Origin of the sequence: Pseudofrankia coriaricola (genome assembly GCF_001854805.1) — a bacterium.
Lineage (GTDB): Bacteria > Actinomycetota > Actinomycetes > Frankiales > Frankiaceae > Pseudofrankia.
The window spans coordinates 15005-34878 of the sequence record NZ_MBLO01000063.1 but is presented as its reverse complement, the minus strand read 5'-3'; the positions used below and the strand labels follow the sequence as shown (position 1 = coordinate 34878).

The following is a 19874-nucleotide window of genomic DNA, read 5'->3' as shown; positions in this document are numbered from 1 at the left end:
GCCCGGCCTCCTCGTCGGCGGCTCGTTCGTCGTCCTTGTTGACGTGGTCGGCGCGGACCTCGGCGGGGTCGGGGTGGGCGAGCGAGCCGCACACCGGGCAGGGGGTGTCGCCGGTGAGCGCGGCGGCGAGCTCGGCGGTGATCGCGTCAAAACGCTGCTGGCGCAGCTCGGCCGCACGGGCGCGGGCACGCGTCGCGGCGGCCTGGGCCTCGTCGGCGGTGAGGAGCGCCGCGTGCCGGGCGCGGACGGCGTCGGCCAGATCGGCCAGCTGGCCGGCGCGCTCCGCGAGCGCCGGGGCGAGCCGGGCCGCCTGCCTGGCCCGTCCGACGCGGTCCTGCGCGGTCCCGCGGGCGATGGGGAACGTCGTCTCGATCTCGGTGACGTGGATCTCGGCGGCCTGGGCGTGGGTGAGGGCGTCCCGGTCGGCTGCCATCACCTCCCGCTCGGCCTCGTCGGCCGTGGTGAGCGCGAGCGCCAGCGCCTCGAGCCTGCCTGACTCGGTGTGCGCGAGCGCGGCGAGCCTGCCCAGCCCGCCCGCGTCCGCGTCGGGGCCGGCGCGCAGCTGCCCGGACGGCTCGCGGGCGGCGTCGAGGGAGGGCACGGTGGCGGCGTCGAGGGCGGCACGGGCCGCGGCCTCGTCCCGCGCGGCCCGGCTGGCCTCGTCGGCCCGCCCAGCCGCGTCGGCGACGGCGCGGCTGACCGTGCTGGCCCGGCCCGCCGCGTCCAGCTCCGTGGCGAGCGAGGTGATCTCGGGCGCGAGCTCGACGAGCTCGGCGAGTCGGGCGCGCAGGCGGGCCCGGTCCTCGGCCCGCCTCGCCGCCTCGCGCGTCGCGGCCAGTTGGCGGTCGGCGAGTTCGCGGGCCTTGGCGGCCTCGTCGCGGCGCGTGGCGGCCGATATCTGTCCGGCACGGGCGGCTTCGGCGAGCGACGCCGCCCAGTCCGGCCCCGGCGGTCCATCTGTGCCGCCCGGCGCCGCGTCGTCCCGCTGCCCGTCGTCCTGCTGCCCGTCGTCCTGCCGCTCGTCGTCCGGGCGCGCCTCGACGCCGGCGGCTTCGATGATCTTCGCTTGGACGCGGTCGAGGGACTGGCGGGCCAGGCCGTAGTCGTCGGCGGCGCGCTTGGCGCGGTCGGCGAGCCACTGTTCGACCCGCTCGAACAGGCCGACGCTGAACAGCTGCTTGAGCAGCGCCTCGCGGGCGTCATTGTCGGCGTGCAGGAAGTCGGCGAACCGGCCCTGGGGGAGCATGACGACCTGGAAGAACTGTTCGGGCTTCATCCCGAGGTGCACGCTGATCTCGAGGCCGACGTCGTCGTTGCGCGTGGCCTCGGTCCGCCAGGCCGATCCGGTCCACTTCTCCAACGACGCCTTCGGGTGCTCCCGCTGCGTGCCAGTGCCGCGACGCTTCGGCCGGTCCCACCCAGGGGAGCGGGTGACGCGGAAACGCCCGGCCGGTACCGAGTACTCCAGCCGCACCCGCGGGGCCGCGTCCGCGGCGGCGTGGTGGGACCGCAGGTCGCGCACGCCGCGCAGGCCGGGGACGGCGCCGTAGAGCGCGAAGCCGAGCGCGTCGAGCAGCGTCGTCTTCCCGCCGCCCGTCTCGCCGCACAGCAGCACCAGGCCACCCGTGCCGAGCTGGTCGAGATCGAGCTCCACAGCGCCGGGAAAGGCGCCGAACGCGGTCAGCTCGAGGCGATGCGGGCGCATCAGCCAGCCTCCGCCGCCGTGGCCGCGAGCCGGGCCTCGGTGAGCGCGGTGGCGAGCAGCTCGCGTTCGGCCTCGGTCGCCGAGGTGCCGCGGGCGAAGCCGACGAAGTCGGCGGCGACGTCGAGGTCGGCGCGGCCGCGGGTGCGCCGCGCGAACGAGCGGGTGTCGGCCGCCTCGGCGTTCTCCGGTTCGTGGCGCAGGACCAGGGTGCGCGGGAAACGCTCGCGCAGCGCCGTCATCGCGTCCATCGGGCGGCCTGGGTCGGTCAGCACCGCGGCGATGAAGTCGTCGGCATGCTCGCCGTACTCCAGCCGGGTGAGCAGGTCCGCGAGCCGGCCGCGAAGGATCGTCATGCGCCGCCGCGTCGGGACCGGGATCGCCTCCACCCTGGTCAGGCCGGCCGGGCCGAGCTCGGCGAGCAGTGTGGCCTTCGCGTCGCCGGCCTCGGAGAACGAGTACGCCAGCGGTGAGCCGCTGTAGCGCACCTGCTCCCGGTCCTGGACTCGCTGCGGGCGGTGCAGGTGGCCGAGCGCGGTGTAGGTGATGCCGTCGAACAGTGACGCCGGGACGTGCGCGACGCCTCCGACGCTGATGTCGCGCTCACTGTCGCTGCCGGCGGCGCCGGTGACCCAGGCGTGCGCGACGACGACCGACCTGGCGCCGCGATGGCCGGCCAGGTCGGCCCGGACGGCGGCCATCGCCCGGCGCATCGTCGCCGCGTGGGACAGCTGCTCCGCCCGGCGGGCCCGGCCGGCGGCGGCCGGGGGGCGTGCCGGAGCGGGTATGAGGCTCGGGGCCAGCTCGTCGTCGTCGAAGAGCGAGACCATGCCCGGGAAGGGCGGTTCGGCCGGCCCCTCGGCGACCGCCAGGGGCGGCGGCCCGGCCGGGACCCCCGCGGCGTCACCGGCCGGCGCCGAGGAGCCACCCGGCCCGTCCGCCTGGGCACTGAAGCCGGCGCCCGCGTGAGCGCCGGCGCCGGCCTCAGCGCCCAGGCCGGCCGGTCCGTCGCCCTGGGCGTCGACCTCGGGAAGGGCGACCTCGGGAAGGAGGTCCGCGACGGCGGCGGGCTCCAGGTAGGGGATCGGGTAGACCCGCACCGGGCCGAACCGGTCCTCGACCACCACGGGCGTCGCGAGCTCGGCGGGGTCGGTACGGATGCGGACACGGGGGTCGAGCAGCCCAGCCTTGTCGCCAAGACGCGCGGGCGCGTCGTGGTTGCCGCTGATGACCACCACACGGGCGCCGGTGTCGCGCAGCCGGGACAGCGCCTCGTCGAACAGGCGCAGCGCGCCGAGCGGCGGGATCGCCCGGTCGTGCACGTCGCCCGCGACCACGACGAGGCCGACGCGCTCGGCGCGGGCCACCTCGACGAGGTGGTCGACGAAGGCGGCCTGCGCGGCGGCGAGATCATACCCGTGCAGGCCGCGCCCGAGGTGCCAGTCGGACGTATGCAGGACGAGCATGTCCCCCCTTCCCGCCGGGCCGAGCCCTCCCCGCCGATCGGCCAGACCCAGCCGGGCGTCGTCACGGCACGACGGCGGATCGGCGAAAGCCGCGTCCTGCGGCGCGCCGGCGCCGGGCGCCGGGCGCCGGCTCGGTGGGGGGTGCCGAGAGCATCGGTAGCGTAGGCGATCCGTTCGTGTCCGGTTCGCACCCCATGCCCGCTCGGCGCGGCCGGAGTGCTGGCGTAGCGGTCCGTACGCGCGTGGACGTACGCCGATGCCGCCGTCCAGCTGACGACGCCAGCCACGCCAGGCAGCAGGCTGGTCACCATGACATCACCGCGAACCGGTCCGGCGGCGACGGATGGCAGCCGGCGCCGCGCGTCTCGCCCGCGCGATGGCTGACCACCGCCGGGTAGGGCCAGCCCCACCCAGCCGCGGGGGTGTGGGGCATCCAGAGGCCGCCGGTTTTCTGGAACCAAAGCCGGTGGCCAGCTCCAGTGACCATCGCGCCGCCATCCACGACCGTTCGGTGTGTGGGCGGCGCGCCGACGGGCCGCCGGACGGCCCGGCGTTCGGATGGCCCGGCATCCGGGCGGCGTGGCTCGCCGCTGTGTCTTACCTCACTTCTCGCCGATCGGCCGATGCGTTTTCCGGGTCTGGGCCGTCTTCTCGATATCCGCGCGGAGTTCCTTGGCCTGCGTGGGTGGGTCGGGACGCCGTGCGGGGCGGCCCGATCCACCGGGTGAGCCGGGCGGCTGACTGGCCAGTCAACCGAATAACGGATGGGCGCCGTCGGCCGGCGACGACATCATCGAGGTCACCCGCCTCGAACGTGAGCTGTCGCACCTGGTCAGTACCTTCGGTGCGATCCGGTGGCGCCAGCCTCAACGTGGCCCGCCGGCGCCCGCCACCGGGCGCAGGCCGGCGCCGCCCGCCGTACCCGCACGCCTGTTCACGAGTGACCGCCACCTGCGCCGTCGACGACGAGCGAGCCCGAGAACCGACCGGGAGAGAACACCATGAGCGACGTGGCCGCCGAGCAGGAAAGCTCGGAGACCCAGCTACCTGCGCTTTCACCGCCGCCCGCGCCGCCAGACCAGCGCCGCCCGACGTGGCGCCGCTGGGTGGGGGCCGTCGGCGTCGTCCTCGTCTTCTTCATAGTGGGCGTGGTCGGCCTGCCCTTCCAGGGCAAGTTGGGGGAGGTCCAGAAGAACGACAACGCCTCCTACCTGCCGGGGTCCGCCGAGTCGACGAAGGTCGACACCGAGTCGGAGAAGTTCCGCTCCGTGGCGACGATCCCGGGCTTCATCGTCTACCAGCGCGACGGTGGCCTGACCGGCGGCGACAAGGCGAAGATCGAGCGTGACCGGACGGCATTCGGCAAGATCAATGGCGTGGCCGCCGACCAGCTCGGGCCGACGCAGCTCAACAAGGACGGCTCGGTCGCCTCGGTGTCGGTGCCGCTGATCGGCAAGAACGGCGACGTCGAGGTCGACGGAGAGCAGCTCAGCGACACCGAGAAATTGATCATCGACACGGCCCGCGACGGCGCGCCGGACGGCCTGAAGGTCCACAGCGCCGGCGCCGGAGGCCTGCTCGTCGCGTTCATCGACGCGTTCAGCGGGCTCGACGGCCAGTTGCTGCTCGCGGCCGGGCTCGTGGTCATCATCATCCTGCTGGTCGTCTACCGCAGCCCGATACTGTGGTTCTTCCCGCTGCTCAGCTCGGTGTTCGCGCTCGGCCTGTCGTCGCTGGTGATCTATCCGCTGGCCAAGCACGACGTGCTGACCCTCACCGGCCAGAGCCAGGGCATCCTGTCGGTCATCGTGATCGGCGCCGGCACCGACTACGCCCTGCTGCTCGTCAGCCGGTACCGCGAGGAGCTGCACAACCACGCCAGCCGGCTGAACGCGATGCTCGCGGCCTGGAAGGGTGCCGCGCCGGCGATCGCCGCCTCCGGCGTCACGGTCGTGCTGGGCCTGCTCTGCCTGGCCCTTGGCGAGCTGAACTCGAACAAGAGCCTCGGGCCGGTCTGCGCGATCGGCGTCGCCTGCACGATGCTGTTCATGCTGACCTTCCTGCCGGCGTTCCTGGTGCTGTTCGGCCGGTGGGTGTTCTGGCCGCGCCGGCCGCGGGTCGACCATCAGGCCGACATCGCCACCCACGGCCGCTGGGCGCGGATTGCCGAGCTGGTCGGCCGGCGTGCCCGGCTCGGCTGGATCTCGACCGCCGTGCTGCTGCTGATCTGCGTCGCGTTCCTGCCGGGGCTGCGCACGGGCGGCCTGTCGACGATGGACAGCTTCACCTCGGAGCCGGACGCGATCGTCGGACAGAAGATCTACGACGCGAACTTCGACGCCGGCGCCGGCGCCCCGGCCGTCATCACCGCGAAGGCCGACCAGGCCGACGCGGTGATCGCCGGGGTGTCCAAGGTCCAGGGCGTGGACACCAAGCCGGGCTCGGTCTGCGTCGAGGTCGACTACGGCAAGATCCCCGACGCGCTGAAGTCCGGCGCGATCACGCCTGCCGACCTGGCCGGCGGAGCCTGCCCGCCCGCGGCCATCCAGGTGAAGCCGGTCGACGGCCGGCTCGCGATCGACGCGACGCTCGCCTACCGGTACGACACATCGGAGGCGGACGCGACGGTTCTACGGATCCGGGACGCCGTGCGCGCGGTGCCCGGCGCGGAGGCGCTCGTCGGCGGCTCGACGGCGGTCAACCACGACGTCAACGCGGCCTCCCGGCACGACCGCAACCTGGTGATCCCGATCGTGCTGCTGGTGATCCTCCTGGTGCTCGGACTGCTGCTGCGCGCGCTGGTGGCCCCGCTGCTGCTGATCGCGACCGTGGTGCTCTCGTTCGCCGCATCCCTGGGCGTGTCGGCACTGGTGTTCAACCACGTGCTCGACTTCGCCAACGCCGATCCGGCATTCCCGCTGTTCGCCTTCGTCTTCTTGGTAGCACTCGGAATCGACTACAACATCTTCCTGATGACCCGAGTGCGCGAGGAAGCGTTGATGTACGGCACGCGCAGGGGGATCACGCGCGGGCTTTCCGTCACCGGTGGCGTCATCACCTCCGCCGGCTTCGTGCTCGCGGCCACGTTCGCGGTGCTGGCGGTGCTGCCGCTGGTCTTCCTCGCCGAGGTCGGGTTCACGGTGGCGTTCGGCGTCCTGCTGGACACGATCATCGTGCGGTCGATCCTGGTCCCGTCGCTCAGCCACGAGATCGGCAAGAAGATCTGGTGGCCGTCCCGGCTCGCCCGCGCTGCCGACTAGCCGTTCGAGCGGTGCCCTGATCCAGGAACTCGGTCCTGAGGCCGTGCGGGTGACCGCGCGGCCTCAGGCCGTTCCGGCGCCATGGGCGCTGGCCGGTGCCGCCCGGTGCCGCCTCGCGGGTATCGGCGGTGCCGGGGAAGGTAGCCTCGGAGGGCGGCGCGCCGCGCCGGCACAACGCCGGCCCGACGTGTTCGCTGATCTTGGGTCAGCTTTCCGGCGGACGGTGATGCCGGCCCAGGGACGACCCCTGGGATCCGGTGAGAGGGGAACGGGTCATGCAGGTCTCCGCGGAGGACGTCCGAGCGAGCGCCGTGCGCGCGAAGCGGGCCGCGGCGGCGCTGGCCCCACTGTCGCGGGCCGCCAAGGACGCCGCGCTGCTGGGGATGGCGGACGCGCTGCTGGTCCGCGCCGACGAGTTGCTCGCCGCCAACGCCGAGGACGTCGTCGCCGCCCAGGCCGCCGGCATGGCTGCCGCGATGGTCGACCGGCTCACCCTCACCAAGGCCCGGCTCGGCGGGATGGCCGACGGGCTGCGCCAGGTCGCCGGGCTCGACGACCCGGTCGGCGAGGTGATCCGCGGCCGGGTGCTGCCGAACGGGATGGAGCTGCGCCAGGTGCGCGTCCCGCTCGGCGTCGTCGGGATCATCTACGAGGCCCGGCCGAACGTCACCGTCGACGCCGCCGGGCTGTGTCTGAAGAGCGGCAACGCCGTCCTGCTGCGCGGCAGCGCCTCCGCGGTGCACTCCAACACCGCGCTCGTCGGTGTGCTGCGCGACGCGGCCGAAGCCGCGGGCCTGCCCGCGGACGCCGTCCAGCTGGTTCCCGGTGTCGACCACGAGTCGGTCAAGCACCTCATGCAGCTGCGTGGGCTGGTGGACGTGCTCATCCCGCGCGGCGGCGCCGGACTGATCCGCGCGGTCGTCGAGGAGTCGACGGTGCCGGTGATCGAGACCGGAGTCGGCAACTGCCACGTCTACGTCGACGCGGACGCGGACCTCGACATGGCGGTCGCGATCGCGGTCAACTCGAAGATCCAGCGGGTGTCGGTCTGCAACTCCGCCGAGACGCTGCTCGTGCACGCCGACGTCGCCGACCAGTTCCTGCCCCGGGTGCTCACCGCGCTAGGCGAGTCCGGCGTGACGATCCACGGCGACGACGCGGTGCGCGCCGTCGCCCCGGACGCACTGGCCGCGACCGAGGACGACTGGGCCGCCGAGTACCTCTCGCTCGACCTCGCGGTGAAGGTCGTCCCGTCGCTGGACGCCGCCGTCGAGCACATCCGCGCCTACGGCACTGGCCATACCGAGGCGATCGTCACCCGCTCGCTCGCCGCGTCCCGCCGCTTCATCGCCACCTGCGACAGCGCCGCCATCATGGTGAACGCCTCCACCCGGTTCACCGACGGTGAGCGGTTCGGCATGGGCGCCGAGATCGGCATCTCCACCCAGAAGCTGCACGCCCGCGGCCCCATGGGCCTGCCGGAGCTGACGTCCACCACGTGGGTGGCCATCGGCGACGGTCACGTCGTGTAGGGCTGGCGCGCGGCCGGACGCTCCGCGTAGGTCAGGACGGGAGGGTGTGATGGGTGTGACGGGCCGGTTGCGGGGGGCGACGAACGACGGGGTGCGCGTCGAGCGGGACGTGCCGGGGCTCGCCGTGGGCGACGCGGCGGCGCTGGTCGCCGAGGTGCTCGGCGACGAGGCGCTCGCGTTCGTCGCCGGGCTGCAGCGCACGTTCGGCCCCCGGCGCCAGGAACTGCTCCACCGGCGTGCCCAGCGGCGCGCCCTGATCGCCGCCGGCGGCACCCTCGACTTCCTGCCCGAGACCGCCGACGTCCGGGCCGGCGACTGGCGGGTCGCACCACCCGCGCCGGACCTCACTGACCGCCGCTGCGAGATCACCGGCCCGACCGACGCGAAGATGGTCATCAACGCGCTGAACAGCGGCGCCCGTTTGTTCATGGCCGACTTCGAGGACGCCAACGTCCCCACCTGGTCGAACATGCTGGACGGCCAGCGCAACCTGACCGCGGCCATCGCCGGCACGCTGACCTTCACCAGCCCGGACGGCCGCGGCTACCGGCTCGGCGAGAAGGTCGCCACCCTCGTCGTCCGCCCCCGCGGCTGGCACCTGCCCGAGCGGCACGTGCTCGTCGACGGCGCGCCGATGTCCGGGTCGCTCCTCGACGCCGGGCTCTACTTGTTCCGCAACGCGCGCACGCTCGTCGATGCCGGCCGCACACCCGCGTTCTACCTGCCCAAGCTGGAAAGCCACCTTGAAGCCAGGCTGTGGAACGACGTGTTCACCGCCGCGGAGGACGCGCTCGGCCTGTCACGTGGCACCATCCGGGCGACCGTGCTCATCGAGACGCTGCCCGCCGCGTTCGAGATGGAGGAGATCCTCTACGAGCTGCGCGAGCACTCGGCCGGGCTCAACGCCGGTCGCTGGGACTACATGTTCTCCGCCATCAAGACGTTCGCGTCGCGGCCGGCGGAGTTCCTGCTGCCGGACCGCGGCTCGGTGACCATGACGGTGCCGTTCCTGCGCGCCTACACCGAACTGCTCGTCGCCACCTGCCACCGCCGCGGCGCGCACGCCATCGGCGGCATGGCCGCCTTCATCCCGTCCCGGCGTGACCCGGAGGCGGGCGCGGCGGCGCTGGCGAAGGTACGGGCCGACAAGGAGCGCGAGTCCGGTGACGGGTTCGACGGCAGCTGGGTCGCCCACCCCGATCTGGTGCCTGTCTGCACCGAGGTCTTCGACGGCGTGCTCGGCGACGCCCCCAACCAGCTCGCGCGCCAGCGCGACGACGTCCACGTCACCGCCGCCCAGCTGCTCGACGTCGCCGCCACCCCTGGCGAGATCACCGAGGCCGGCGTGCGGATCAACATCAGCGTCGGCCTGCGGTACCTGGAGGCGTGGCTGCGCGGCACCGGCGCCGTCGGTATCGACAACCTCATGGAAGACGCGGCCACCGCCGAGATCTCCCGCAGCCAGCTCCACCAGTGGGTCGCCGCGGGCGCGAAGCTCGCGGACGGCCGCGTCGTCACCGCGGAGCTGGTTCGCGCCGTGCTCGCGGAGGAGGTCGAGCGGCTGCGCGCCGCCGCCGGCGACGAGGCGTTCGCGGCCGGGCGGTGGAAGGACGCCGTGGAGCTGTTCGGGCAGACGGCGCTCGGTGAGCCCTACGCCGAATTCCTGACCCTGCCCGCCTACGACCGGATCTGAGCCTCGGCGGGACCGCTGGTCACCGGCGGTCTGGTCACCGGCGGTCTGGTCACCGGCGGTGGCGGTCGAAGAAGTCGAGCACGGCCTGGGTCGCCGGGAAGGTCTGGCCGGCCGTCGAGTTCCCCACCGCCGACGGACGGTCACTGGACGCCGCCGGGCCGCCCGGCCAGACATGCGTGCCGCCATCCACCGTCACCAGGTCCACCTCGACGTCGCGGCCCTCGGCGCCCACGGCGGCGCAGCCGAGATCGCGTCGCTGGGTGACCCCGGCCATCAGGGTCGTCAGCGTGGAGGCCGGGTGACAGCCGTAGCTCTGGACGAAGGTGTCCAGCCGGTTGACGTTGTCGGCGTAGGACGCCGTCGTGTCCGCCGTCCCGTTGATGGAGAGCACGGCCGGCGCGGAGCCGGCGGCGATGGCGGCGGCTGGGCAGGTCGATGGCGGAGTGCCCGACACCAGCGCGACCGCCGCGAAGGGGAATGGCGCGCGGCAGGCGAGCAGCCCGGCGAAGGCGCCACCGTTTGAGTGGCCGGCGGCGTAGATCCGGTCCGGGTCGACGCACAGCCGCGAGGTCAGATCGGTCAGCAGCGCGTGCGCGAAGCCGTAGTCGTCGGCGGCGCCGGCAGTCCCGAGGATGTTCCACTTGGGCGGATCGCCGAGAGCGGCGGGGGTGACCACGATGTATCCACGCGCGGTACCGGTGGCCGCCATCAGCGTGCTCGCTTCCTGGTCGCGCACACTGCCGCCGAATCCGTGGAAGTCGAACACCAGTGGACTGGCCGCCGTGCCCCGGTAGCCGTCCGGTAGCGCCAACAGGTAAGGACGATCGACCCCGTCGTAACGGAACACCTGTGTCCCGGCGACGGATGGCGCCGGGCGGGTGGGTGCGCAGCCCGCCGTCGCGGAGCCGGCAACCGGCGTCGCCCCCTCGGGGGTACTGGCGCAGCCGACGGCGACCACCGCCGCGAGCGCCGCCATCGCGAAGGCCGCGCCTACCCGTCGCCGAGGCCCGCTGCCTCGGCTCACCGTACCCGCCCGGACGATCGAGGCGACCGCAATGCGTGTCATTCCGGCAGAGTAGTCAACTAGGGTTGATAGTCAACGGTAGGTGTCTATTACGCTGGGGTGGTGGGATCCAACGGAGAATCATCCAGCGGGCCGGATCTTGGGCTGCGGCTCTCGTCCGCCCACCAGGTCTGGCAGGCCCGCACCGCGGCAGCACTCGCCGCGGCTGGCCACGGTGACCTTCGCCTGGCGGATCTACAGCTTCTGCGGCTCATCAAGGAGGGCGTGGCGTCCGTCGGCGAGTTGGCCATGCTCTTCTCGGTCACCAAGCAGGCGGTCAGCCGCACCGTTGACACCCTCACCGCGGCCGGCTACCTCAACCGATCGACTGACTCGGCCGATCGGCGACGGACCCTGCTCGCGTTGACCCAGCGTGCCGAGAACGCCATCGCCCACGTGCTTCGGTCCCGGGCCGCCGACCTGGACCGGCTACGGGCCAGCCTCGGTCCCGACGGCGTCACGGCCCTGTGCGACGGCCTTGCCGCGGTGGCCGCCCTCGAACCCGAGCAGGAGATCGTGATCGCGCTGGCCCACCGCCTGCGTGCGACGGACGACCTGTCGTGATGACTCAGCCTCGACTGGCCGATCGTTACCCATCCGAAACATAACCGTCCGCACCCCAACCATCCGGACTCGTAGCAGTCCAGGTATCTGGCCGTACGCACTGGCAATATGGGTCTGACGGATAACGGATCCGAGGGGATCAAGCGGACGTAGAGCGGGGAAAAGTCCCATGTCGTTGCAGGAACACGCCTTCGCCGATGTCGCGGACGTGCGCGGCCGCCTGAGGGAGACAGGCTACCTCGCCGACGAGGCGATCGCCACCACGGTCTTTCTCGCCGACCGGCTGCGCAAGCCCTTGCTCGTCGAGGGACCGGCGGGCACCGGCAAGACCGAGCTCGCCAAGGCACTGGCGGCGTCGGTCGGCGCGGAGCTGATCCGCCTGCAGTGCTATGAGGGGCTCGACGAGGCGCGCGCGCTCTACGAATGGAACTACAAGAAGCAGCTGCTGCGTATCCAGGCCGGCTCCGGCGAGGGCTCCGCGGACGCCGACTGGCGATCGACCCATGACGACATCTTCAGCGAGGAGTTCCTGCTCGCGCGGCCGCTGCTGTCCGCGATCCGCCGCGATGAGCCGACCGTCCTGCTGATCGACGAGACAGACAAGGCCGACGTCGAGGTCGAGGGCCTGCTGCTGGAGGTGCTCTCCGACTTCCAGGTGACGATCCCTGAGCTCGGCACGATCCAGGCAACGCGCCGGCCGTTCGTCGTCCTGACATCGAACGCGACCCGTGAGCTGTCCGAGGCGCTCAAGCGACGCTGCCTCTACCTCAACCTTGACTACCCGTCGGCGGCCCGGGAGAAGGAGATCCTGCTCGCCCGGGTGCCAGAGCTGCCCGAGCAGCTTGCCGAGGGGCTGGTCCGCACGGTCCGCGCGCTGCGGGCGATGGAACTGAAGAAGGCGCCGTCGATCGCGGAGACCATCGACTGGGGCCAGACCGTGCTCGCCCTCGGCTTCGACTCGCTCAACGAGGAAGAGGTCAAGAGCACTCTCGGCGTCGTCCTCAAGCACGCGAGCGACCAGGCCCGCGCCATCAGCCAGCTCAAGCTCGGCGCCAACTGACCGGCCCGCGTTCCCGCGAGCAGTGAGGGGCACGCGATGAACCTGGTAGATCGCATCGTCGACTTCACCGCGGCGCTGCGGCGCGCCGGTGTGCCGGTGAGTACCGCGGAGACCGTCGACGCGTCGCGCGCCGTCGGCGCGGTCGGCTGGCTCGACCGGGAGGCTGTCCGGGCGGCGTTCGCCACCACGATGTGCAAGCGCCCGCTCTACCGCAACGCCTTCGACACCCTGTTCGACCTGTACTTCCCGCCGCGGATCGGCGACGGGGTGGCCGGCGGGGCGGACGGGGTGCCTGGCCTGGGCGAGGGCGACCCGAGCGACGAGCCGCGCGACCTCACCCCTGAGGAGCTGGACGCGCTGCGCAAGGCGCTGCGCGACCGGCTTCAGCAGGCGCTGCTCGACGGCGACGACGACGCGCTGCGCGAGCTCGCCCGCCAGGCGGTCTCCAACTTCGGCTCCGCACCTGCCGGCGGGCAGAACGGCAAGTCGTGGTTCGTGTTCCGGGTCCTGCGCGCGATGTCGCCGGACACGCTGATCGCGGCGCTGCTCGCCGCGATGCTCGGCCCCCAGGACAAGGGCGGCCTCGCCGAGCGGATCGCCCGGCAGACCATCACCGACCGGATCCGCTCCTTCGAGGAGATGGTCCAGAGCGAGATCCGCCGCCGGATGGCCGAGGAGCGCGGCCTGGAAGCGACCGAGCGCACCGCGGTCAAGCCGCTCACAGACCAGGTCGAGTTCCTGCGGGCCTCCCACCAGGACCTCGTCGAGCTGCGCCGGCAGGTCTACCCGCTGGCGCGCCGGCTCGCGACCCGGCTGACGGCCAAGCGCCGCCTCGGCCGGAGCGGCCGGCTCGACTTCCGCCGCACCGTGCGCGCCTCGCTCGCCACCGGCGGCGTCCCCCTGGAGACGAAGCACCGCCCGCACAAGCCGCACAAGCCCGAGCTGGTTGTGCTCTGCGACGTCTCCGGCTCGGTCGCGTCGTTCGCGCACTTCACCCTGATGCTCACCCACGCGCTGCGCGAGCAGTTCTCGAAGGTGCGCGCGTTCGGTTTCATCGACACCACCGACGAGATCACCCGTTTCCTTCGCGGCGTCGACCTCGGCGACATGATGGCCAGGATCGCCAAGGAGGCGGACCTGGTCTGGTTCGACGGCCACAGCGACTACGGCCATGCCTTCGAGGTGTTCGCTGAGAAGTTCCCCGACGCCGTCGGCCCGAAGACGTCGCTCCTGATCCTTGGCGACGCCCGCAACAACTACCGGGCCACCGCCGCCGTCCCGTTCAGGCGTCTCTGCCAGCAGGCCCGACACGCCTACTGGCTCAACCCCGAGCCCCGCTCCTACTGGGGCTCCGGCGACTCCGCCACGACGGCCTACTCCGACATCGTCGACGAGATGGTCGAATGCCGAAACGTCGAACAGCTCGAAGCCTTCATCGGACGCCTCCTACCGACCTGACGGCGGAAAACCTGGATCCGGGCGAATACGGTCCACCACCGTGCGAGACTGCTCCTGTAGGGCTGCGCGACGACCAAGTAACGGTCGTGCTGGCCGTTGATGGTCGGGCTGCAGGGGGTATGCCATGTTCAACTCCGTCGTGACGCCGGTCGACCCAGCGAGCATCGGGGTCGACCTGTCGGCGCTCGACCACGCACTCGTCCGTCGGAATTCCGCGGACGGTGACCTGGTGAGCGGTGCCTATGTGCACAACTCGGGCCCGTGCCTGTTCCGCCCGCGCCGGTCGGTGTCCGCGGCGGCTTCCCAGCTGACAGACGCCAAGAACTGACGGAGGATGCCCGCCGCGCTGCCGTGGCCTGCGCCGGCCCGGGCCTCGGCGCATGCTGGCGCGGCTCCGACCGCGGCGGAACGCGCCGCCGCGGCGTGGGGCGCGCCGCTGCCGTCGGGATGGGTTCCGACACCGTTTCGCGAGTTCGTGCTGAAGGTGGCCTCGCGCTGCAACCTCGACTGTGACTACTGCTACGTCTACCACCTGGCCGACCAGTCCTGGCGGGCGCAGCCACGGTTCATCGCGGACGCGACCGTTGCCGCGACAGCGGACCGCATCGCCGAACACGTGCGCACTCACGACCTGGAGTTCGTCAACATCCGGCTGCACGGCGGCGAGCCGCTGCTCGCGGGCCGTGAGCGGCTGCGCCGGATCGTCGGCGCGCTGCGGGAGCGCCTCGCCCCGCTGACCGAGGTCATCGTCACGGTGCAGACCAACGGCGTGCTGCTCGGCGAGTCGATGGCCGCCTTCCTGGTCGAGGAGGACATCGGTGTCGGGATCAGTCTGGATGGCGACCGGCAGGCTAACGACCTGCACCGCACCTACGGCGACGGCCGGTCGAGCTATGACGAGGTCATCGCGGGCATCCAGATGATGCAGCGGCCCGAGTTCAGTTCGCACTTTCTCGGGCTGCTGTGCACCATCCAGCTGGCGGCCGACCCGGTCCGGGTGTGGGAGGCCCTGCTCGGCCTCGACGCGGGCGGGGTCGACTTCCTGCTCCCGCACGGCACCTGGGAACTCCCGCCACCGGGCCTGGCACCGGGCGACGGCCGGACTCCCTACGCCGACTGGCTGATCCCGCTGTTCGACCGCTGGTTCGACGCGCCGGTGCGGCCACTGTCGGTGCGCACTTTCGAGTCGCTGCTCCATCTGCTGCTCGGGGGCGTGGGCGCGCACGAGTCGTTCGGCCTCGCCCCGGTGGCGCTCGTCGTCATTGAGTCCGACGGCTCCTACGAGCAGGTGGACACCATGAAGGCGGTCGGCCAGGGTGCCGCTGCCAGCGGACGCACCGTGTTTGCCGATCCGCTCGATGCCCTGTTCGACGTGCCAGCATTCGTCCAGCGGCAGCTCGGGCTGCATGGGCTGGCCGAGAGTTGCCGCGGCTGCGAGGTGGTGACGACCTGCGGTGCCGGGCTGTTCCCGCACCGCTACCGGTCTCACGGCGCGTACACCAATCCGACGGTGTACTGCGCGGACCAGTATGCGCTGATCGCGCACATGCAGCGGCGCGTCGAAGAGGCTCTCGCTCGCCGAGGCACCACGCTGGCGGCTGTCCGCGCCGGCTGACTCGCCGCGCACGGGGCCAGCCGGCGCGCCGCGCTGACGGAGTACCGCGCTGGCCCGACCGTTGCGGGCCGAACCTGCACGGCCCGGCCCGCGGTCAGGCCGTGCCGGGATCCAAGCCCATGGCACGCAGCGCGGCGCGGACCTCGTCGGCCGCCTCCGCGCGGTCCTGCTCGATGAGGATCGCCAGCGCCTGCAACAACGCGCTCTGCGCCCCCACCTGGTCGTCCAGCGCGGCGCGAGCCGTGGCCAGTGCTCGCAGCGTGGTCGCCTCGCCGACCCGGTCCCCGCTGGTCCGGTGCACCGTGAGCGCGTGTTCGTAGTCCGCCGACGCCCCGGCCGGATCGCCCATCAGCTGACGGGTACGGCCGAGGTCGCGAAGGATGAGGCCTTCGCCCTGCAGGTCGGTCCCCCGGCACAGCTCATACGCCTCGCCATAGGCACGCAGCGCCTGGTCGAACTGTCCCCGCGCGCGATAGGCCGGAGCGATCGCGTCCTGCAGAGCAAACGCCTCGTCCCGGCGCCGGTCACCGAGCGCCCGCCACAGATTCCGGGCCTGCCCGCCGTAGTCCAGCGCCTGGTCGAAGCGAGCGAGTGCCTGGGCGAGCTCGCCGAGGTTCGCCAGTGTCATCGCCTCGCCGACGCGGTCACCGGTCCGCCGCGCGCCGGTCAGCGACTCCTGGTAGACGTCCCAGGCGCGGTCGAGGTGGCCGAGCTGGAGGCAGGCGCCGCCGACGTTCGTCAGCGCCCACGCCTCAGCCGACGGGTCGCCGGCTGCCCGCGTCGCGGCGACGGCGACCTCGCTCGCGGCGAGCCAGTCGGCGTGGTGGTGACGCAGCTTGAAGAACGTGACGGGGGCGAGCGCAAGCTTCCAGGCGGCCATCGGACGGCCCGTGGCCGCGGCCAGCTCGGTCATCGCGGCGAGGTTGTGCCGCTCGGCGTCGCACCAGGCGAGCGCCGCGTCGTGACCGGCGAACGCGACCGTTGGTACGCCCTCGAGCGCGTCGCCAGGTTCCACATGCCGGCGCAGCGGAGCGAGTATCCGGTCCGCGGCGTCGGCGGCGTGCAGATACCAGTCGAGCTCCCGGTCGAGCGCGTTCCCGCGTTCGTCCGCGGGTTCGTCCGCGATGAGCCGTTCGGCGGCGTACTCGCGGACCAGATCATGGAAACGGTAGCGACCCCGGCCGGGCCGTTCGAGCACATTGAACGCGACCAGGCTGTCCAGCGCGCGTCCGGCGGCGCCGATCGGGACGCCGAGCACCGCCGCCGCGGCAGCGGTGGGAAGCTCCCCGCCAGGATGCAGCGCCAGCAGCCGGAAGGCACGACGCAGTGGCTCGGACAGGTTGCGGTACGACCAGGAGAAGACGGTGCGCACCTCGGAGTTCGGGTCGTCGTCGACGCCGGTCAGCGCGTCCAGCCGGCCGTGCTCGCTGGCCAGCTCGTCGACGAGTTCGGCGAGGCTCAGCCCGGACAGCGCCGCCTGCTCGGCGGCGATCCGCAGCGCGAGCGGCAGGTAGCCGCACTGGCGCGCGAGGCGGGCCACCGGGTCCACGTCATCCTTCGCCGCGGGCTCCGGCTCGCCCGGCCCCAGACCGGCGGTGGTGAGCGCCCGCAGCAGAGCCTCCGCGTGGAGCGGTTCCAGGGGCTCCAGGGCCAGCCGCATGGCGCCGTCCTGCACCACCAGACCGGACAACGGCCCTCGGCTGGTCACGATCACGGCGCTTCCCGGCGGCGGGAGCAACGGCCGGACCTGTTCGGCCGACAACGCGTTGTCGAGGATCACCAGCACGTGCCGCCCATCGAGCAGCGACCGGTACAACTCGCCGAGCCCGCCGACGTCGGCCGGCACCTGTGCCGGGTCCGCGCCCAGCGCCCGGACGAACCCGTCGAGGGCCTCCTCCGGGGGCAGCGGCGGCTGTGGGCTGTAGCCGCGCAGGTCGACGTAGAGCTGGCCGTCCGGGAACCGGCCGCGCACACCGTGCGCGACGTGTACGGCGAAGCTGGTCTTGCCGACCCCCGCGGGCCCGCTGACGACGCCGATGAAGGCGCGGCGCTCGTCGGGAGCGGCGAGCAGCGCGGAGAGCCGCTGGAAATGGTGAACCCGATCGACGAACGCGGCGGCCTCTGGTGGGAGCTGGCGCGGCACCCGGGCCGGCGCGGGCACCGCCGGGGCGGATGCCGCCGCCGGGGCGGCGCGCTGGGCGTCGGCGAGCATCAGCTGCGCGACGGCGTGGACGATCCCGGTCTCCAGCGCCTCAGGGGTGGCCACGAAGTTCGCCGTCAGCCCGCTGTCGAGCACTCGCTGCCGGAAGGTGGCCTGGCGTGCCGCCCAGGGATCGTTGGCCGGTGACGCCGCCGCCGCGCCGGCGTCGCCGGCCGCCACCGCCGCCGTCGCCGCGGTCTCGTCGATCAGGAACACCAGCCGCCGCTTGCGCAGCTCGCTCGCGGTGTCGAACTCCAGCTCGGTGTAGGACCGTGCCGGGTCGTCGCGTACCGGCGAGCCGTAACGGGTGCCGATGATGCCGACGTAAAGATCGCAGTCGGTGACCAGCGAGACGCACAGGTCGGCCGGTGGCCGGTCGTCGGCGGCGAAGTACCGCATGTCGACGGGCGCGTGCCGCAGCCGTTTCACGGCGTCCTCGGCGGCCTCGACCCAGGACCGCGCCGCCGGCCAGCCGCGCATGTCCCCGGTATGGCTCAGAAAGACCCGCCAAGGCCGTCCCAGTTCCCCCACATGCGGGACGGTATCGCGGGCCGCCGGTCGCGACCGGTGGCTTCGCCGTCCGTGGCCATTTTCAGCGTCACAGGCTTCGCCGGTCGTATGACGACGTGGGCAGGGGCTACGAGCCGGGCGGCCAGAGCCAGGGACGCGGTTGTCCGGGATCCGACGCCCGCGAAGGGCGACGCGCGGTGAAACCGATCGCGGGCGGGGCGCGTCCAATGCCTTCGAGGTGCCGCGAGGCACGGATCGGAGGGCGGCCATGGCGTCGGACGAGGGGCTGGACGACCGGGTAGAGCCGGAGCCCGGCGGGAGCGCGGGCACGGCGGCGGGTGCCACGGCGACGCTAGCGAGGGAGGCGCCGACACCGAGGCCCGGCGGGACTCTGGCCGCCGCCAGACCGGCTGCGAGCGCCGCCAGTGCCGCCGCACCGGGCGGAGTACGGCCGCCGTCGTCGGCTCCGCCGGCCGCGCGGCCCGGTGACGGGGCACTGCGGGCCGGGTGGCTCGCGGCCCGCGCCGCGCTCGCGGCCAGGCATCAGGACGACACCGGGGGAACGCGGATCCCGCTCGGAGGTGGGCGCCAGCTGAGGGTCACCCGGCGCGGCGCCGTCGTCGGCGGGGTGATCCTGGCTATCGCGATAATGATCATCGTTGGGTTGGGTACGGCGGGCGATGGTGGTGGCAGCACGTCGAGCTACAGCCTGCCGGCTCCCGCCGCCATCAAGCCCGACGTCGCCGCGGGGAACGGGGTCGCCGACAGCGCCGTGGGCTCCGACAGCGCCGCCGGCTCCGCCGGCTCCGCCGGCTCCGGTATCGCCGAACGCGCCGCACCCCCCGCCGCAACGTCTGTCGTCGGGCCCGTGGACCCGGCCCCGACGCCCGGCGGCGCTTCCGGCGCCGCCCGGCCGGCCGGGGCCGAGCCGCGGATCGTGTGGACCGGGTCGATGAGCGTCGAGGTTCCCGCCGGCACCGTCGAGCCGGCGATTCGCAAGATCGCCAACGTGGCCACCGGGTTGGGCGGTTACCTCGCGGACAGCCAGGTCAGCGGCTCCGCGACGGCGACCGACGACGACCGGCAGAGCGCGACCATCACCCTGCGGGTGCCTGCCGGCTCGTTCACCAAGCTGCAGGACGCCGTCGGCGGCGCCGGCACCGTCCTCACGTCGACCATGAGCTCCAAGGACGTCACCGCCGAGTACGTCGACCTCGAGGCCCGCCTGAGTGCGCTGGGCACGTCGCGGACCACCTATCTGACGCTGCTGGGCAAGGCGACGACCGTCGGCGAGATCCTCCAGGTGCAGCAGCAGATCGACGGGGTGCAGACCCAGATCGAGCAGCTCGAGGGCCAGCGCAAGGTGCTCGCGGACCAGAGCGACCTGGCCACCCTGACGATCAACCTCGCCGAGAAGGGCGCCCAGAGCGGCGAGCCGAAGGGGGAGAACGGCTTCCTGCACGCGCTGCGCGCCGCCTGGCATGACTTCGTCGCCGGCCTGGAGAACATCATCTCGGCCCTCGGCGTGATCGCGCTGATCATTCTCGTCGTCGCCGTCCTCTACCTCCTGTACCGCCTGCCCCGCGCCCTGCGCCGCCGTGGTGCGCCCCGCCCCACCGGCTCCTCCGGCAGCGGCGACGCCGGCACTGGCTCGCCGCCCGCCGCCGAGGCGGGGGCGGCGTCCGCGGACACGACCACCGGCTCCACCAGCTGAGCCGACGCCGTGCCGCTGGCTTCGGGTCGGACTGTCC

General features: G+C 72.9%; 13 protein-coding genes. 9 read left to right on the top strand and 4 right to left on the bottom strand.

Annotated elements, in window-relative coordinates; genetic code table 11:
- Together BCD48_RS11660 and BCD48_RS11655 are read right to left on the bottom strand one after the other, a co-directional pair.
- The coding region (locus BCD48_RS11660; protein ID WP_157910477.1) for an AAA family ATPase at nt 1-1705 on the bottom strand (1705 nt) is incomplete at its 3' end.
- Complete coding sequence (locus BCD48_RS11655; protein ID WP_071048374.1) at nt 1705-3168, bottom strand: exonuclease SbcCD subunit D; 1464 nt, start codon at nt 3166-3168, stop codon at nt 1705-1707. The genes BCD48_RS11655 and BCD48_RS11660, both read right to left, overlap by 1 nt.
- A gap of 1001 nt (nt 3169-4169) precedes the next feature.
- Between BCD48_RS11655 and BCD48_RS11645 the strand changes: the two genes are divergently transcribed.
- From BCD48_RS11645 to aceB, 3 genes are all read left to right on the top strand, one after another.
- Nucleotides 4170-6428: an MMPL family transporter gene (locus BCD48_RS11645; RefSeq protein ID WP_071048372.1), complete on the top strand. Its 2259-nt coding sequence runs from the start codon at nt 4170-4172 to the stop codon at nt 6426-6428.
- A 275-nt stretch (nt 6429-6703) separates the two neighbouring features.
- The gene (locus BCD48_RS11640) at nt 6704-7960 is read left to right on the top strand and encodes a glutamate-5-semialdehyde dehydrogenase (RefSeq protein WP_071048371.1); all 1257 of its coding nucleotides are present in this window, start codon (nt 6704-6706) and stop codon (nt 7958-7960) included.
- A gap of 49 nt (nt 7961-8009) precedes the next feature.
- Complete coding sequence (aceB, locus tag BCD48_RS11635; protein ID WP_083418499.1) at nt 8010-9653, top strand: malate synthase A; 1644 nt, start codon at nt 8010-8012, stop codon at nt 9651-9653.
- Nucleotides 9654-9702: 49 nt separating this feature from the next.
- Here aceB and BCD48_RS11630 read toward each other — a convergent pair whose 3' ends face one another.
- The gene (locus BCD48_RS11630; protein ID WP_241841658.1) at nt 9703-10719 is read right to left on the bottom strand and encodes a CE1 family esterase; all 1017 of its coding nucleotides are present in this window, start codon (nt 10717-10719) and stop codon (nt 9703-9705) included.
- Between the two features lie 60 nt (nt 10720-10779).
- On the opposite strand from BCD48_RS11630, the gene BCD48_RS11625 reads away from it, so the two are divergent.
- The 5 genes from BCD48_RS11625 (at nt 10780) to BCD48_RS11605 (ending at nt 15413) form a co-directional block, all read left to right on the top strand.
- A complete protein-coding gene (locus BCD48_RS11625; RefSeq protein WP_083418498.1) occupies nt 10780-11280 on the top strand; it encodes a MarR family winged helix-turn-helix transcriptional regulator in 501 nt (166 codons plus the stop codon).
- 169 nt (nt 11281-11449) lie between these two features.
- Nucleotides 11450-12340 carry an AAA family ATPase gene (locus tag BCD48_RS11620; protein ID WP_071048368.1) on the top strand — a complete coding sequence of 297 codons (891 nt, stop codon included), beginning with the start codon at nt 11450-11452 and terminating at the stop codon, nt 12338-12340.
- A 36-nt stretch (nt 12341-12376) separates the two neighbouring features.
- Entirely contained in the window at nt 12377-13798 is a 1422-nt protein-coding gene (locus BCD48_RS11615; RefSeq protein WP_071048367.1) for a vWA domain-containing protein, read from the top strand.
- Between the two features lie 124 nt (nt 13799-13922).
- On the top strand, nt 13923-14126 hold the full coding sequence (locus BCD48_RS11610) for a hypothetical protein (RefSeq protein WP_071048366.1): 204 nt from the start codon (nt 13923-13925) through the stop codon (nt 14124-14126).
- A gap of 6 nt (nt 14127-14132) precedes the next feature.
- Nucleotides 14133-15413, top strand: coding sequence for an FxsB family cyclophane-forming radical SAM/SPASM peptide maturase (locus tag BCD48_RS11605; protein ID WP_083418497.1), 1281 nt, complete (start codon nt 14133-14135; stop codon nt 15411-15413).
- A gap of 94 nt (nt 15414-15507) precedes the next feature.
- Here BCD48_RS11605 and BCD48_RS11600 read toward each other — a convergent pair whose 3' ends face one another.
- Nucleotides 15508-18093: a DUF4062 domain-containing protein gene (locus BCD48_RS11600; RefSeq protein ID WP_071048365.1), complete on the bottom strand. Its 2586-nt coding sequence runs from the start codon at nt 18091-18093 to the stop codon at nt 15508-15510.
- Between the two features lie 298 nt (nt 18094-18391).
- Between BCD48_RS11600 and BCD48_RS11595 the strand changes: the two genes are divergently transcribed.
- On the top strand, nt 18392-19837 hold the full coding sequence (locus BCD48_RS11595) for a DUF4349 domain-containing protein (RefSeq protein WP_071048364.1): 1446 nt from the start codon (nt 18392-18394) through the stop codon (nt 19835-19837).
- The last annotated feature ends 37 nt before the right edge of the window (nt 19838-19874 follow it).